This window comes from Oceanisphaera arctica, from assembly GCF_002936955.1.
Lineage (GTDB): Bacteria > Pseudomonadota > Gammaproteobacteria > Enterobacterales > Aeromonadaceae > Oceanimonas > Oceanimonas arctica.
Genome location: NZ_MPZM01000030.1, coordinates 1 through 17170, shown reverse-complemented (window position 1 = coordinate 17170; position 17170 = coordinate 1). Strand labels below are relative to the sequence as shown.

The following is a 17170-nucleotide window of genomic DNA, read 5'->3' as shown; positions in this document are numbered from 1 at the left end:
TCTAAATTAGAATACATCTGTTTTAAAAAAATAGCTCGCGGTCTAGTTATTTATGAAGGTTCTTTAATGTCAGAATGGAAAAGTGTCGTCCTTACGACGAGTGCTACAATTCGAGAAACCATGCGCGTTATTGACCAGGCCGCACTGCGTATCGCCTTGGTCTGTGATGAGCAAGGGAGTTTACAGGGGACCGTAACCGACGGTGATATTCGCCGCGGCCTGCTGGTCGACTGCAATATGGAAGAGCCAGTTGTCAGGGTGATGAACAGTAAACCCAAAACGGCTAAAGCAAGCGATTCACGTGAGCAGCGGCTCAAGATTATGGATAAACATGATCTGCTGTCATTGCCCATTGTCGACGAACAGGGCCTGTTACTGGGTTTGGAAACCTTACATCATGCCCTACAGCCAAAGAAACGGGATAATCCAGTTTTCATCATGGCTGGTGGTTTTGGTACCCGTCTGCGGCCTTTGACCGATCACTGCCCTAAGCCCATGCTGCGGGTAGGCGAAAAACCCATGTTGGCGCACTTAATAGATAGATTTGTCGCATTGGGCTTCCATCATTTTTATATCTCCACCCACTATATGCCGGAGCAGATCCGTGACTACTTTGGTGATGGCAGTGATTGGGATGTGTCCATTACCTATGTTCACGAAGAAACTCCATTAGGTACCGGTGGTGCCCTGGGTCTGCTGCCAGCCGATTTACCCAAGTTACCCTTGATCATGATGAACGGAGATGTTCTGACCAAGGCCGACTTTATCCGTCTGCTGGAACACCATGAGCAGCAAACATTTGATGCCACTATGTGTGTACGTGAGCTGGAACATCAGGTACCGTTTGGCGTCATTGAAAGTAAAAATGAACTGATCACGGATATGGTAGAAAAACCCACCTACCGCTATCGTATCAATACCGGTATTTATGTTCTCAGCCCGGAGTGTGTCGCTTCGGTAAAACCTGATACCAAAATCGATCTGCCAACATTATTAGAGCAACGGATGTCTCAGCAAGAAAAAGTCGGGATCTATACCAGCCATGACTACTGGCTGGATATTGGACGGATGGATGACTATCAAAAAGCGCAGAACGATATCAAGGGGCTCTTCAAGTGAATATCGCTATTATCCCTGCCAGAGGGGGCAGCAAGCGCTTGCCAGGCAAAAACATAAAATTGTTGGCAGGCAAGCCGATGATTACCTGGACTATTGAGGCTGCACTTGAAAGTGGCGTGTTTGATCATGTATTTGTCAGTACTGAAAGTGAGTCTATTGCTGATGTATCACGCCAAGCTGGGGCTACAGTTCCTGGCTTGCGGCCTGACGAGCTGAGCAAGGATACAGCCACGAGCAATGATGTGATTACTCATATGGTTGAACTGGTTGAGAACCAGTGGGGTACCGTTACTGCTGTAACACTATTGCAACCAACCTCACCATTACGTAATGCTCAAAATATTCGTGAGGCATACCAGATATATATTGATAAACAAGCGAAATCTGTAGTCTCAGTTTGCCAACTAGAGCATCCTATTCAATTTTGTAACCGATTACCAGCGGATCTTTGTCTACATAACTTTATTAGGACGGAAAATAATAAGCGAGTGCAGGACTTGGAACCTTATTATCTTATTAACGGTGCCATTTACATTTTTGAGAGGCAGTTAGTAGGGCGGTTGAAGGATATTTATTGTAAACGTTCTTTTGCTTATGTCATGAACGCATATGAATCTGTGGATATTGATGTACAGTTTGACTTTGATTTTGCTGAGTTTATCTTTAGGAAGTACTCATGAATAAAACTGTACATTTTTGCATTACTTACAGGCAGGTTCTTATGGCTGTTTGTGACGCTCTGCTTACAAAGCGAAATACAACAATAGTTGTTGATTTGGATTATCAATATATACCGGTTGATGTACAGTATAGGTTAAAAAAAGAATTTGGAGATGTTGTATTTTTTTTTGTTCGAGAGAATGCTTTGTTTGTGGATTATACAAGGCTTCCAAATATCATACCCAATGTCATTAGAAGGAATATTTCTTTTAATGAAAATTTTTCTATATGTTTTCCTCATTGTTGGACTCCAAGCTTCCTTGATGGTAAGTTTTTTGATGTTGGATATATTTATCATTCCGGACCATTTTTTTCGAAAGTCCTACGAGGGTTTTGTCATTCTATAGCTTTAAGGGAGGATGGACTTTCAAACTATGTTGTTCATCCTGTTTCACCCCTTAAAGGGATTGTTAGGTTTTGTTTTGGTTTGCCTATGAAAGGGCAAGTTTGGGGAGAGGAGTCTTGGATTCAATCAATTGAGGTTGAGTATCCCGACAAGCTCCCTGAAAGAATAAAAAAAAAGGCTGTTGAACTTAAATTTTCCACATTGCTGAGCGGGCTGAATAATAAGGCTAGATCTTCATTTGTGAAAGTGTTTGAACTTGAGAGTTTTTATCGAATGAGTTCTGAAAAGTCTTGTCTTGTTCTTACTCAGCCAGTTGATCAGGTAGGGATTTGTAGTGCGGAATTTAAAATAAACCTATATAGAATAATTGTCGAAAAACTTACTGAAAAAGGGTACCGTGTATTTATAAAACAACATCCTAAAGAGTTAGATTATATACTCGACAACACAACAAAACTACCGACATTATTTCCTGTTGAATTGTGGTTTTACTTAACTTCCCATCGGTTTGACTATTGCGTTGCACTTTGTTCTAGCGGGATTCATGCAAATGGAGAGCCGATTGCAAGAAAATCTGAGCAGCTTATCCCGCTTAAATTTTTTAATGCTAACTATGTATCTGATTGGGAGTCGATTATTGACGAACATGAGTTCGGTTAATGTTTTTTATAATGTGAAATCATCACATAAATTTTTAGTTGTTAAGGTTCTGAGCTACTGACATAGATCTCAGGGCAAGATCATGAAAAACCCTTATGTGGCAAGGCTTCCAGCGAGGTTTGATTTTGAAAATAACAGCCACTTTGTACCTTAAGCGGCGTCTTTTTTAAAGAAAAACCGATTGGTTGAAGGATCGCTTTGACGATCAGATCTGGCTGTGATCATATACTGTCTTTTCAACGCCAGATTATCATCATGAACGGACTCAGCCTTTTGGATCATCTCTCCATCATCAGTGACCCTCGCCAACAGTGGAAAATCGAGCATAAGCTCTCTGATATCTTGTTTCTTACCATCGTGGCCGTCATCGGTGGCGCCGAGGGTTGGGAGGAGATCGAGGATTTCGGGCTCGATCACCTCGATTGGTTACGCCAGTACGGCGATTTTGAAAATGGTGTGCCGGTACACGATACCATTGCTCGTGTGATGGGGATGATTTCGGGTAAACAGCTGCAAAAAAGCTTCTCAGCCTGGATGAGAAATTGCCATGAAGCGACCGCAGGCGAGGTGGTGGCCATTGATGGCAAAACCTTGCGTGGTACTTATGACAAGGGCCGTCGGCAAGGAGCCATTCACATGGTGAGTGCCTTCAGTGCCGCCAATCAGGTGGTACTGGGACAGGTGAAAACGGCGGAGAAAAGCAACGAGAGTGTGCCGTGGGCACTGAAGCTGGCTTGTTAGGATAACAGTCAGTGAATGAGCATAAGCTCATGAAGAGATGGAGGAAGGCCCTCCAGAGTCTGCTGTCGGAAGCCGGCTCTAAACCACCTTCAAGCGGCTGTTATTAAGAGTGATGGTCGGAAGCGTTGAAGGAAAATCAGAAGAAAATTCTGGCGAGGTAGGGTGTAAGGAGATGAGTAACCCCGAACCTATGTGGACGCGTCGTAAACTTCCAAACAACATCAAAACCGGGGTCGTTTCGTTACCTCGGGACAAGCACACTGGCGTATTCCGAATGCTGAGTGTGCGGTGTTCGGCGTAAAGTAGGCATGACCTTACACCAGGCTCTTTATGGGAACCACGGGAACCAGTCATCATGATGTTAAGGGAGAATGGCAAATCACAGAAATGATAAGCCTGAGAGTACCGATGCATGATACTGGGGCGGAGCAACTCGTAGTAGTGAGGAAGCGCTTGTAATGAGTGTGGAGCGAAGGGGTTGCGTCAAGCAGCCTGAGCAGGCATCTCAACTGTCACACAGTGGCAGGAGGAAGGTGCATGCGCAGGCAAAACCATTTGCAATCTCAAAATGGGATGTGTACGCCGCCTTCGAAAAAGTGAAAGCGAATCGAGGCGGTGCGGGTATTGATGGTGTAACACTTGAGGACTTCGAGAAAGATCTCAAGAACAACCTGTACAAGATATGGAACAGACTGTCATCGGGTACCTATTTTCCCCCACCAGTAAAAGCGGTCAACATACCGAAGAAATCAGGTGGCGTGAGAACATTGGGCATTCCCACCGTCGGTGATCGGGTCGCACAAATGGTGATCAAAGAACGACTTGAGCAAATGATAGAACCGAGTTTTCTTGAGGACTCCTATGGATACAGACCGGCTAAGTCAGCGATCCAGGCCATAGGCGTAACACGAAAGCGCTGCTGGAAATACGACTGGGTGCTGGAATTTGACATCAAGGGGCTCTTTGACAACATACGACATGACCTGCTGATGAAAGCCGTTGAGAAACACGTTGCCATTGGTGAACGGACTCAGGGGCAGAATTTCAGCTGGATCATCTTCTATATCGAACGGTGGTTAGTCGCACCATTACAGCAAGATGATGGCAACATCATCGAGCGCAATCAGGGAACACCGCAGGGCGGTGTCGTCAGTCCGTTGCTGGCAAATTTGTTCTTGCATTATGTATTTGATAAGTGGATGCAAAAGCAATTCCCTGATAACCCGTGGTGTCGATATGCGGATGATGGTCTGGTACATGCCATCACCAAAAGCAGAGCGGAATTACTGCATAGAGCAATAAAGCAGCGGTTTGAAGACTGTGGCCTTGAACTGCATCCAGAGAAAACGAAGTTGGTATACTGCAAAGATGGCAGACGAAAAGGAAACCATCCTTGCACAAGCTTCGACTTTCTGGGGTACACCTTCAGACAGAGACGGTGTCAAAGACGTTCAGACAACAGTTTATTCAGCAGCTTTACTCCGGCAGTCAGCCTGTCTGCGATGAAGGCCATGAGACGGACCATCAGAGAGCTGAAAGTAAGACAGAAAAGTCACTATAGCCTGGAAGAGCTGGCTCGATGGTTAAACCCGATCGTGCAGGGTTGGATAAGCTATTACGGGCAATATCGTCGTTCAGCACTCGATCCGGTATTTCGACACCTGAATAAAACTCTGGTGCGTTGGGCAAGAAGGAAATTCAAGACGCTCAAGAGGCACAAACGTCGAACGATAGGGTTATTTGATCAACTATCAGTGAGATGTCCCGGTTTATTCGCCCATTGGCGATTTGGATCTGCAAGAGGGTTTGCTTGATGGAAGCGGAATGAATCGAGAGGTTCACGTTCCGTTTTGCGAGAGGCTGAGGGGGAGGTTCCCTCGGTCTACTCACCTCACCGCCATCCCTGAGTTGTTGGAGCTGCTGAGTATCAGAGGTTGCCTGGTCACCATCGATGCCATGGGCTGTCAGCGAGCGATTGCCAAAAAGGTGATAGATAAAGACGCAGACTACCTGCTGTCGGTCAAAAGCAACCAGCCAAGCCTGGAGGCCGCATTTGATAATTACTTCCGGCTGGACATGCTGCAAAGCGACGAAGGCGATACCTACAGCACGCAGGATAAAGGGCATGGACGACGGGAAACCAGATTATGTCTGGTCAATGACGATCTCTCCGTGCTGGGTGATCTTGCCTTTGAATGGCCGGAGCTGAAGACCATGGGTATCGTCGCGAGCATACGCCAAGAAGGCGATAAACCAGCAACCGACATCACCCTTCGCTATTACATCAGCTCGGCTAAGTTAAACGCCCAAGCGTTGTTGGAAGCAAGCAGAGCCCATTGGTCTATCGAATCTCAGCTACACTGGCGGCTGGATGTGGGCATGCGGGAAGACGAATGCCGTATTCGACGGGAGCAGGCGGGAGAAAACATCGCTGCTATTCGGCACATGGCCTTCAATGCGCTGAACGGCGAGCCGCAACAACGCCTACCTTTCGAAAGTCTTGTCAGGCCTGGGGGTTTCGTAATCTTGCCCTGACCACTACAGCTTCCCTTAGGATGAATTCACCAGGCTAGCCAAGGTTTATAGCTTTATAATCTTTCCGCGTATGTTTGATCTTTTCTTGTATTTTAAAGTTGAATTGTTGTTATGCTTCAGCTTTTATATTTAACTTGTAAGTTCTTTGTTGAGATAAAAATGTATAAAAATTTTACTATGTCAAAAAAATATGAAAGATTTACTGTTGTTTTGTTTTCTTTTTTTTTCTTGTCTCAATTTTTATATGTGAGAGATGGTAATATTTATTTTCAGTTATTCAATATGCTTGTTGGGGTTTTTTCATTTTTTTTGTTTTTAAATATATGAGTGTAAAGTTTTATTTTTACATATTTACACTTGTCTTTTTTGCTGTAATTACCACAATTATAAGTGAGAAGTATAAATTTGGCGATATAGCCTTTTCTATCTCAATGCCTTTTTTTGGTGCTATGATGTCTTTGTATAGGCATCAGCTAAGGTTACCTTCATTGTTGTTTTTTTTTGGTGTTGTTATTTATTGTGGGCGTGCAATGTTCCTAGGGTTGGATTTAAATACGCAACTGTTTAATTTTTCCAGTCGGAATTATATTTCAGTATTAATAATTTTTTCATTTTTTTCTCTTTATATCTCCACCCTTAGTAATAGATTGAAGTATGTTGGAGTTTTTATTTCTTTTGTTGTTGTTGTTTTAAGTGATAGCCGTTCAGGAGTGATTTCATTTTCTATTGTTACTCTAGGGGTTATTTCTTTGTTTTTTTATAATAGCAAGATGGTAGGGAGGTTTTTTATATTCTTCCTTTTGTTTTTTGTCACGTTCTTTATAATGATTTTTAGTAGTGAAATATATTTCTATATGTATGAATCCTTTGGGGTTGTAAAAAGGCTTGCAGTTGGCAGTCTTACCGATAGCGGTAGAGAAAATGTAATAAATTGTTATTCCGATATATTTGATGTGAAGCATCTTGTTTTTGGTTTGGATGCGTTTAACAGTAATCATTGTAGCTATTTAGCCAACGGAACTGATAATCCTCATAATAGCTATATTAAAATGTACGGTAATCTTGCTCTTTTTTCATTTGTCATTGTCTTTACATTACTCTGGTCTATTGTAAGTTTATTGAAAAGAAAAGATATTGTTCTTCTTTCTATATTGTTTTGCTTTTTAGTTCGGGCATCAACTGATATTGTTTTTTTCTTTCAATCTTGGGATTCATATCTATGGGCTTTAATAATTATATCCTTGCCTTCATTTGTTTTTAACAGGTATGGGATTTCTCGTGTAAATGAATTTGATGTTTATAAAGGAGGTTGATGTTGAAATCATTTCAAATCTTGATGGCAACAATGTTTAAAGAGTCTATATCGGATATAGATTGGGCTTATAAAAATACAGCTTCGTCTGTTCTATTAATTAATCAGGGTGATCGTGAATGTGTTGAAGAGATAAATAATGTAAAGATGATTTCTTGTGTCGAACGCGGCTCATCAAATAGTAGAAATATGGCATTGAGTAATTCTGTTGGGGATATATGTCTAATTTCTGATGATGATGTTGGTTATGTCGATAATGTGGAAGATATAGTTGTCAATGCATTTATAGAGCACCCTGATGCTGATATTATTACGTTTCAGATAGTCACGACAGAAGGGAAACCTTTTAACTCTGGCTACCCACAGAAAAAGAAATGGCATAATTGGCGTTCAATACTCCGTTGTGCTTCTATTGAAATTGCATTTAGACGGCGCCGAATTGTTGATGTTGGGTTATCATTAGATACAAATTTTGGTCTGGGAAGTAAATATCGTGTTCATGATGAAATTATTTTTTTACACGATGCGATGAAAAAAGGCCTTAAAATCTTATATCTTCCTATTCCAGTAGTTATTCACCCCCCTGAGAGTTCCGGTACAGATTTTAATGACCATCTAATAACATCAAAAGGGGCTGCTTTTGTTCGTATTTTTGGGTTTAAGGGGATGGTTTTAAATGTATTTTTCGCATGTAAGAAATACCGCGAATACTCTTGTAGATACTCTTTCCCATCATTCTTGAAAACTATGTTTAAAGGCTCGTTTAAATTTATTAAAGAGGATTATTATAGATGAATACTGTTCGCTGTAAACACCTGATTATTGGTGGCGGTGTTTCTGGTCTTATGTTTGCAAATGAGAACAAGGAAAAGGATATCCTCCTTGTAGAAAAAGAAAAAGAGTTAGGTGGGTATTGTAGAACAATACATCAAGATGGTTTTATATGGGATTATGCTGGGCATTTCTTCCATTTCTCAAACGATGAGATTAAAAAATTTTTCCAAGGTAAAATATCAAATGACTCATTAGTTTACAAAAAAAAGGTCACTAATATTTTTTATAAAGATAATGTGATTGATTTCCCATTCCAAACTAACATCCATCAGTTAGATAAGTCGGACTTTATTGATTGTTTGTACGATCTGTTTTTTAAAGAAGAAAAGGAAGATTACGAATCATTTCTCGATATGTTATACGGTAAGTTTGGCCGTTCAATAACGGAGATGTTTCTAAAGCCATACAATGAGAAGTTGTATGCCTGTGATCTAAATAAACTAGATCAAGATGCTATGGGTCGCTTCTTCCCCTATGCAAACCTGGAACAAATAATAAAAAGCTTTAAGAAAGAATATCAAGGTAGTTATAATGCTACTTTTTTATATCCCAAAAATGGTGCAAAGGTTTTCGTTGACGCATTGGCAGAAGATATTCCTTCTTCCAAAATCCTTATGAATGAAAAAGTTATCTCTGTTGATGTGGAGAGGAAATGTGTTGTTACTGATAAGAGAGAGATTTTTTATGAATTTTTAATAAACACAATGCCCCTCAATTTACTTCTTGAATCAATAGATAAAAAATCTCACCAGAATTTCACTTCTAAACTTTCTTGGAATAAAGTGTTAGTTTTCAATCTTGGCTTTAACAAGTCATCCAAGTTTGATGATGTTCATTGGGCTTACTTCCCTGAAGGTAAATACAATTTTTATCGTGTTGGTTTCTATAATAATATATTGGACCATGAACGCCTAAGTCTTTATGTGGAAATTGGGTGTTCACCCGAGAGTACTGTTGATGAACAGAGTGCGTTAGATAAAGTTTTACAAGGATTACGGCAGGCTGGAATTATAGACGAAACTCATCAGTTACAATCTTATTGCTCTATAGTGATGAATCCTGCTTATGTTCATGTTGATAGCCAGCTGCATATAAGGAAAGAGGAAATAAAATCACAGCTAGAGTCTGTAGGGGTTTATACAGTTGGTCGATACGGTGATTGGAAATATTGTTCTATAGAAGATTCAATGTTGGATGCTATTTCTGTTTCTAAAAAGCTAGAGTTTTTATGATTTCTCATGTTGGTTTATTAGAAAAAATTTCAATCATTATGCCTGCATATAATTCAGCCGAAACCATTAGAGATTCTATTGCATCTGTTATATATCAATCCTATCCTCATTGGCGCTTGTATATTATTGATGATGCATCCAGTGATAACACTGCCGAGATTGTTCATTCTTTCTGTGAACCTCGATTGGAATATATTCGTCAAGAAAGAAATGGTGGCGTAGCTAAGGCGAGAAATGTAGGAATAAAACGGGCAAATGGGATTTATATAGCTTTTCTGGATAGTGATGACATTTGGGAGTTAGATAAGTTACAGCAGCAGCTTGTATGGTTGGAAAATGGATTTGATATAGTTTGTTCTAATTACGGTGTTTTCGATACTGATCCAAAAAAATTATTTACTGTCCGGACTTATCCCGAGAAGTTAGATTTTTCTACCATGCTTCGAGGGAATTGCGTTGGAAATCTAACTGGCATCTACAATCAGCAACGATTGGGCAAGATTTTTCAGAAGAGCTGTGGCCATGAGGATTATATTATGTGGTTGGAGCTGATCAGGCGAACGGACAAGGTGTGCTGCGTACAGAGGCTGTTGGCTCGTTATCGACGAGGTGGAAACTCTCTGTCATCCAATAAGGTTAAGGCCGCCATTTGGCAGTGGAAAATATATCGCCAGCATCTTAAGATTGGCATTTTTTCTAGTTTATATTATTGGCTGTATTACGTAGTGACCGCTATTCGTCGGTCATTGATTTTTCGTTTTGAGAAGTAATACGGCATAACCTAAGTCATCCCTTTACCCATAAATTCTTGAATGAGTATCATCAACACCACTGAACAACAGACGTAGCGAAGGGTGACATGACGAAGTGGGTTGAGCCTTAGCCATCCCCTCATATGAGCTAGAGCTGACGCGGCTTGGCGGGTAAACTACCCGCTTTGAACCAAACTCGGCGACACGGCAGCTCATGATCACCCGCGATACTATATCTGAACACCTACATGACATCTTCGGCCAGGATATGCATGCCAAGCGGATACTTTCATTGGCCTATGCCACTCAGGGTGTCATTGAATCCAGCTCGCTGGCCATTCATGCCATTGGAAATGGTTCAGGGCAAAATCATGAAAAACCCTTATTTGGCGCGGTTTTTCGTAATCTTGCCCTGGGCATCAAGCGGAAACAGAAATGGGCGAGCCGCAACAACGCCTACCTTTCGCAAGTTTTGGCAGGACTGGGGATTTAGTAGTCTTTCCCTGGTTGCGTAGTGCATCTGATATCTTAAAGTTTTAATAGTGAACAGGAATAAACAGATTATGGACGCAATAATAACGAAGAGACACTATCGCTGGCACGAGCGATTGCTGGTTGGTTGGCCAAGCCGTTTTCTGATCGGTTTTTTACTGGTCGTTATACTGCCAGGGCTGTTGGTATGGGAAGTTGAAGGATACATTCGTCCAGATTTATCCAAGGTGAACAGTCTACTGGGTGTGGCCCTGGCATTTATGGGGTCATTTTTCACCCTGCGCCAGTTAATGAGCTATCCGGGCTGCCAGTCTGCCAATTATATTCTACCTACAGTGTTGGTCTGGTATGGATTTCTGGGTGGGGTGTTTTTTGTATTCCGGATGAATTATTCGGTGTATTACATTTTTTACACCGCCGTGGCTAATGTCTTTTTTTGCTTTTCAAGTTACTTTTTTATTGTGCGCCATATGCGCAAAAAAGTAGCATTTCTGCCGCTGGGCAAGGCTAGTACTATGAATGAAGCAGAGGGGGTGGAGTGGTTCAAGTTAAGTTCACCAACCTTGAATGGTGCGCGGGTAGATGCCATCGCCGCCGATCTGCATGCGGAGATCCCGGAAGAGTGGCAGCGCTTTCTGGCTCGCTGCACCTTGGCCGGGGTGCCAGTTTATCACTACAAGCAGCTGATGGAGTCACTGACCGGGCGGGTAAAAATTAATCACCTGTCGGAGAACGAGTTTGGTTCTTTGCAGCCGCCGGTACTGTATTCTGCCTTCAAGCGTTTGCTTGATATTTCGGCGGTAGTGATCACTGCACCTGTTACCTTACCTGTTATGTTGCTGACTGCCATTGCGGTTAAGCTGGATAGCCCTGGTCCGGCTTTGTTTATACAGAATCGTGTAGGGCAGGGTAATCGGGACTTCAAAATCTACAAATTCCGCAGCATGTGTAAAGACTCGGAGGTTGCCGGTGCTCAGTTGGCCCAATCTAACGACATGCGGATAACCCGGGTTGGTAAAATTATTCGAAAAACTCGGCTGGATGAGTTTCCTCAGTTTTTTAATGTGTTACTGGGGGACATGAGCCTGATAGGCCCCCGACCTGAGCAGCGTACTTTTGTAGAAAAGTTTGATCAGGAAATTCCGTTCTATATTTATCGCCATGTGGTCAAGCCGGGCATTACCGGTTGGGCACAGGTGGTGCAGGGTTATGCCAGCGATGCCGATGACACTAGAGTGAAAATTCAGCATGATTTTTATTACATCAAGCATTTTTCGTTGTGGCTGGATGTGTTGATTGTGTTGAAGACCATCAGGACCATTTTTACCGGGTTTGGGGCCAAGTAAAAGAGGGAATGGGGATTGGGGAATTGGGATTGGTAACCCCCGGCCGGTTCTGTTGCTGCGAGGTTAAAGGGGAGGGGACTGCATGGCGCCATGCCTGCTGATTTCGATTCGCCTGTGGGTTTGCGCCGCATAAATGGGCGCCTGCAAAATCATTCCCCATTCCCCATTCCCCATTCCCCATTCCCCATTCCCCATTCCCCATTTTTTAAGGTGCTTATGCGTGTGTTAGCGGTTGATCCTGCTCGCTGGGTGTTGGTCTTGTTTGGCCTGCTGTGCCTGTTTGGCCAGCATGTTTTTATTCATCATCTGGGCGGGGCCGGGCTGGACTTGCCCTTTAATGCCATTACCTGGTTGTTTATCGGGGCCATGCTGGCGGCCGGTGCCTTTGCGCTGCAGCCGGTGCTGGTGACGTCCGGTTTTTGGTGGTATCTGTTGCTGGGGGCAGCCATGTTATGGCTGCCTTTTTTTTATGCTCACGCCGAGCCAACCCGGATGCAGGCCTTGCCACGCCTGCTGGGCCTGAGCGGTGGCGTGCTGTTTTATCTGGTACTGCAGCAGTGCCGGTTTAATGCCTCGCAGCGGCGCCGGTTGCTGTGCCTGTTGCTGGGGCTGGCGACTGTGCAGATGCTGTTCGGTTTGGTGCAGTTTTTTGCACTGCCGGCGGACAACTGGTTTCGGTTTAATACCCGGGTACGGCTGCCTTACGGTATTTTCATGCAGCGTAATGTGATGTCGAGTTTTGCCGGCTCTGGAGTATTGCTGGCCTTGTATCTGCTGGTGGTGGTACGGGCAGGGCGGGCCAGGTGGCTGATGTGGCTGTGGTGCGTGTCGGTGGCCGTAATGGGCATAGTGCTGGTGCTGTTACTGCAAAGCCGGGCCGGGTTATTTAGCCTGCTGGCAGGCTTGTTGCTGCTTTTTCCCGTGTGCTGGCTGAGGCTGATCACCCGGCCGCAGCGTTGGTTGCTGCTGGCGATGGTGATCTTCGGGCTGAGTATCGGACTGGTGGTGTTGCTGCAGTCGGATCTGCCCCGGCGGATGCTGGAGGTCTATGGCGAGCTGGGCGTTCGTTACGAGATCTGGGCTACTACCCTGGGGGTGATTGTTAATCATTTTTGGCTGGGCGTGGGCTACGGTGGCTTTGAACCGGCCTATTATGCCGAGGCGGCCCGTTTACTTATCACTACCGGGACTGTGCCACAGATGCCCGACGGTTTGCATCACCCCCATAACGAAGTGTTGCTGTGGCTGGCAGAAGGCGGGGCGGTGACCTTGCTGGCCTGGCTGTTTTGGGCCTGGGGGCTGTATTTTTTGCTTCGCCATTTGCCCTGGAGTGAGCGGCTGGCGCTGGTGGCCCTGTGTTTGCCCTTGCTGGGCCATTTGATGTCGGAATATCCGTTTGGTCATTCCAGCGTGCACTGGCTATGGCTGCTGGTGGTGCTGTGGTTTTTCGACAGCGAACATGGTCGGGGTCGAATACGCTATCGTTTTCCGGTCTGGCCCGGGCGATCTTTATTGTTGCTGGCGGGGTTTGGGACCATGTTATATATGGCCAGCGGGCTGCAAACCGGCTATCAACTGACCCATTTTGAACGTGAGCGGTTTAGTGACAACACCCGGTTAACGGCGGTGTGGAACCCTTGGTTTTGGCAAGACAGACGTGAACTGTATCAGCACAGTGCCGTGCTGGCCGCAGCACTGGCGGCAGGAGACGAGGAAAGGCTGAAGGCCTATCTGGCCTGGTCGACGCCGGTGATTGCCCGTTTGCCGAGGGGGAGCTTGCTGCACAATCATCTGGTCGCCTTGTTGGCCCTGGGCCGGGAGCAAGACGCGCAAGCCCTGGCCGGGCGGCTGCGGCTGGAATATCCGCATGACCGGCAGTTTTCTGTTGAGGCATTGGAGAACGTCAAAACAAAGCTGGCGGCAGGGGAGGCACCCAGGGTATACCGGCAGCTGACCCAGCCGGTGGGCAGTGCGACCTATTACCAGAATTGGTATTTTGATTGAGCGAATGTTTTTGTGTGAAGGAAACATCTTGATGATCGACAAGCCTTTTTCTCTGGCCTGCGAAAACAACAAGCGGCCGATTCTGGCGGTGCTGGCGCGGGTGTTTGACCGGCCGGGCACAGTGCTGGAGATCGGCAGCGGCACCGGCCAGCACGGTGTGTTTTTTGCCGAAGGCCTGCCCCATCTGCAGTGGCAGCCGAGTGACAGGGCCGAGAATATTCCCGGTATGTCGCTTTGGTTTGCCGAGGCCGCGTTGCCCAACCTGCTGCCGCCGCTGGTGCTGGAGGTTACCCAGCCGCGCTGGCCGGTCGGGCAGTATCGGGGGGTATTTACCGCCAACACCCTGCATATCATGGCCTGGCCCGAGGTTAAGGCCATGTTCGCCGGCTTGGAAAGGGTGCTGGCGCCGGGGGCGGCGGTTTGTATCTATGGCCCCTTCAACTATGAAGGTCGTTTTACCAGCTCGAGCAACCGAGCCTTTGACGCCATGCTGCAGAGCCAGAATCCCCATATGGGGATACGGAATATTGAGGATGTTACCGCGCTGGCCGGGCAGCATGGGCTGACCTTGCAGGCGGATCATGCCATGCCCGCGAACAACCGGCTGCTGGTGTTTAACTCTGTGTAAACGTCGGACAAAGGGCCCGCTCCTCCGACTCGCTTCAAGCACTTCCTTGTGACGCTCAGCACATGACGTTCTGTCATGTGATGGTCGGTGGAGCAGATCCCTTTATCCTCCTGATACTGCAGAGTCGCCTGTAAAATACTGGATCCCCGCCTTCGCGAGGGGGACGAGAAAGGTAAACCAGCTCCAGATTCCACATCAGGTATGGGGTGTTACTTATCATCCCCGATTCCCCGTATTCGGCGGATCCAGGCATAGAGCACCAAACCGTGCGAACAAGTATGCGCTTACAACACCGCACTCTGTAGAAGCCTGCTTTAGCTGGCTGGTTTTCCGCAGTAAAACTGCAATGATGACCAAATATCAGAATGCTGCTACGCGACATTGCACAGCTAAAGCAGTGCCTACAAAAAACCACGGCACTCTGTAGAAGCCTGCTTTAGCTGGCTGGTAGTGCGCAAGCGGTACGTCAAAAAACGCGCAGCTGAAGCAGTGCCTACAAAAAACCACGGAACCCTGTAGAAGTTGTGATCCTGTGCCGGGCCCCTTGGTCGATTGAAATCGACCCTACAAGGTCCAAGTCACTTGTAGCTGCCGCTTTAGCTGGCAGGTCCTGCTATTCCCCATTCCCCATTCCCCATTCCCTATCCCTCATTCTTGAACGGCAACTGTTGCCGGCATTGTGCCTGATAATGGTGCATCTGCTCTTCTTCTCGCCGGCAGTAGTCGGCAATGGCGTCATTGAAGCCCCGCTCGAACAGCTTGAAGTAGCCGTAGCAGAGGCGGGGCTCAAAGCCGCGTTGCAGCTTGTGCTCGCCCTGGGCCCCGGCGTCGAAGCGGGCCAGCCCATGCTCAATACAGTATTCAATGCCCTGGTAATAGCAGGCTTCGAAGTGCAGAAACTCCAGTTCCTGTTCGCAGCCCCAGTAACGGCCATAGAGGGTGTTATGTGAGCGAAAGCACAGGGCACCGGCCACCATGGTCTGATCTTGCCAGGCGGCAAACAGCACGCATTGATCCCGGCAGTATTGGCCCCACAACAGCAGGGTTTTCTGGGTCAGGTAGCCGTTGTGACCGGCCCGTTTCTGGTAGGTGCGCCGGTAGAAGCGGTAGAACTGTTGCCAGACTTCCGGGGTGATTGCATCGCCGCTCAGGGTGGTAAAACGGATGCCGCTGTTTTGCACCCGGGCCCGCTCCTTCAGCAGGTTCTTGCGCTTGCGGGAGCTGAAGCGGGCGAGAAAATCGTCCATATGGCGATAGCCCCGGTTCAGCCAGTGAAACTGCACATTGACCCGCGGTTGCCAACCCTGGCTTTGTAATGCCTCTCCCAGCCCGGACTCGCAGAACAGGCACTGGTAGCCGCTGGCGCCGATTTTTTCGCTCAGGGCAAGCAGGCCCTGCTCAAACCAGGGCATGACCTGTGCCGGCTGATAACCGGGTACCAGCCCCAGCCTGGGACCGGTGGCGGGGGTAAAGGGGATGGCGCAGACCAGTTTGGGGTAGTAGGCCAGCTGGTGGCGCTGGTAGGCCTCGGCAAAGGCCCAGTCGAACAGGTATTCGCCATAGGAGTGGGTCTTGATGTAGCAGGGCATGGCGGCTATCAGCCGTTCTTCCTGATACAGGCAGGCATGCTGCACCAGCCAGCCGGTGTCTTTGCCCAGGCTTCCGCCTTGCTCCAGCGCCCGCAAAAAGCCGTGGCGGGTAAAGGGGTAGCCGTCGGTAAACAGCGCATCCCAGTGGTTGGCATCAATTTGGGTGATGGCGGGGATAAAGACCAGTTCGGGAGAGGGCATGGCGACCTGTTTTATGTCTGGTATGGCTGTCGCCGAGTATACCAAAGAACCACGAAACCCTGTAGAAGCCTGCTTCAGCTGGCTGGTAGCGCGCAAGCGGGACGCCAAAAAACAAGCCGCGGAGCTGAAGCAGTGCGTAGGTTGGGATGAGGCACGAATCCCAACATATCGAGCCAGCGGAGCATGTGAATATTCTGCAGTAACCCCTCCCTAACCCTCCCCTTGCGTTGCACCCCGCTGTTATTCTGCTGGTGCGGGGTTAAGGGGAGGGAACCGGTATGGCGCTATGCCTACCGATTTCGATTCGTCTGTGGATTTGCGCCACATAAATGGGTGCCTGCAAAAAGCGCCCTCTGTAGGCCCGGTGTCAGTCGGGAGGGTTTGCTGATTGCTGTACGATCGCCCCACTGAAGTGGTGCCTACAAAGGGCGTGTAGGTTTGTGTTTTTTGTAGCTGCCGCTTTAGCTGGCAGGCTCTGCGTAGCAGGGTAATACCGGCGAATAACGCAGGGCTGTTGGAACTGGCGCAGAACTGCTCCTCCCCCTGACAGCGGGGCTGCAGGCATGTCGGCGGCTTAGCCCCTGGGGGAGGCTGGGAGGGGGTGTCACTGCAGGCCAAGGATGGATCCCGAGGAACATGGGGATGCTCTGCAGTACCAC

The 17170-nt window shown here is 46.8% G+C and carries 12 protein-coding genes and 3 pseudogenes; 14 read left to right on the top strand and 1 reads right to left on the bottom strand.

Annotated features, from left to right (window positions below; genetic code table 11):
* The first annotated feature begins 66 nt into the window (after positions 1 to 66).
* From UN63_RS12250 to UN63_RS12185, 14 genes and pseudogenes are all read left to right on the top strand, one after another.
* Complete coding sequence (locus UN63_RS12250; RefSeq protein ID WP_104487036.1) at positions 67 to 1119, top strand: nucleotidyltransferase family protein; 1053 nt, start codon at positions 67 to 69, stop codon at positions 1117 to 1119.
* The gene (locus UN63_RS12245) at positions 1116 to 1799 is read left to right on the top strand and encodes an acylneuraminate cytidylyltransferase family protein (RefSeq protein WP_104487035.1); all 684 of its coding nucleotides are present in this window, start codon (positions 1116 to 1118) and stop codon (positions 1797 to 1799) included. The genes UN63_RS12250 and UN63_RS12245 overlap by 4 nt, the downstream gene beginning before the upstream one ends.
* A complete protein-coding gene (locus UN63_RS16990; protein WP_146084746.1) occupies positions 1796 to 2845 on the top strand; it encodes a polysialyltransferase family glycosyltransferase in 1050 nt (349 codons plus the stop codon). Before UN63_RS12245 ends, UN63_RS16990 begins: the two co-directional genes overlap by 4 nt.
* A gap of 255 nt (positions 2846 to 3100) precedes the next feature.
* Positions 3101 to 3553: pseudogene (locus UN63_RS12230) on the top strand (ISAs1 family transposase); the annotation flags it as partial.
* Between the two features lie 491 nt (positions 3554 to 4044).
* Positions 4045 to 5400 (top strand): group II intron reverse transcriptase/maturase, encoded by a 1356-nt coding sequence (ltrA, locus tag UN63_RS12225; protein ID WP_104487032.1) that lies wholly within the window; start codon positions 4045 to 4047, stop codon positions 5398 to 5400.
* A 64-nt stretch (positions 5401 to 5464) separates the two neighbouring features.
* Positions 5465 to 6110, top strand: a pseudogene (locus tag UN63_RS12220) (ISAs1 family transposase); the annotation flags it as partial.
* Between the two features lie 334 nt (positions 6111 to 6444).
* Positions 6445 to 7434: an O-antigen ligase family protein gene (locus tag UN63_RS12215; RefSeq protein WP_104487031.1), complete on the top strand. Its 990-nt coding sequence runs from the start codon at positions 6445 to 6447 to the stop codon at positions 7432 to 7434.
* On the top strand, positions 7434 to 8228 hold the full coding sequence (locus UN63_RS16985) for a glycosyltransferase (protein WP_146084745.1): 795 nt from the start codon (positions 7434 to 7436) through the stop codon (positions 8226 to 8228). Before UN63_RS12215 ends, UN63_RS16985 begins: the two co-directional genes overlap by 1 nt.
* On the top strand, positions 8225 to 9499 hold the full coding sequence (locus UN63_RS12210) for a protoporphyrinogen/coproporphyrinogen oxidase (protein ID WP_104487030.1): 1275 nt from the start codon (positions 8225 to 8227) through the stop codon (positions 9497 to 9499). The genes UN63_RS16985 and UN63_RS12210 overlap by 4 nt, the downstream gene beginning before the upstream one ends.
* On the top strand, positions 9496 to 10269 hold the full coding sequence (locus tag UN63_RS12205; protein WP_104487029.1) for a glycosyltransferase family 2 protein: 774 nt from the start codon (positions 9496 to 9498) through the stop codon (positions 10267 to 10269). The genes UN63_RS12210 and UN63_RS12205 overlap by 4 nt, the downstream gene beginning before the upstream one ends.
* Positions 10270 to 10465: 196 nt before the next feature.
* Positions 10466 to 10609, top strand: a pseudogene (locus tag UN63_RS12200) (IS4-like element ISAs18 family transposase); the annotation flags it as partial.
* Between the two features lie 205 nt (positions 10610 to 10814).
* Entirely contained in the window at positions 10815 to 12089 is a 1275-nt protein-coding gene (locus UN63_RS12195; protein ID WP_104487028.1) for a sugar transferase, read from the top strand.
* Positions 12090 to 12305: 216 nt separating this feature from the next.
* A complete protein-coding gene (locus UN63_RS12190) occupies positions 12306 to 14093 on the top strand; it encodes a PglL family O-oligosaccharyltransferase (protein WP_104487027.1) in 1788 nt (595 codons plus the stop codon).
* A gap of 31 nt (positions 14094 to 14124) precedes the next feature.
* A complete protein-coding gene (locus UN63_RS12185) occupies positions 14125 to 14721 on the top strand; it encodes a DUF938 domain-containing protein (protein ID WP_104487026.1) in 597 nt (198 codons plus the stop codon).
* A 641-nt stretch (positions 14722 to 15362) separates the two neighbouring features.
* On the opposite strand, the gene UN63_RS12180 is transcribed toward UN63_RS12185, so the two are convergent.
* Positions 15363 to 16511, bottom strand: a complete 1149-nt coding sequence (locus UN63_RS12180) for a GNAT family N-acetyltransferase (protein ID WP_104487025.1) — start codon at positions 16509 to 16511, stop codon at positions 15363 to 15365.
* Positions 16512 to 17170: the final 659 nt, after the last annotated feature.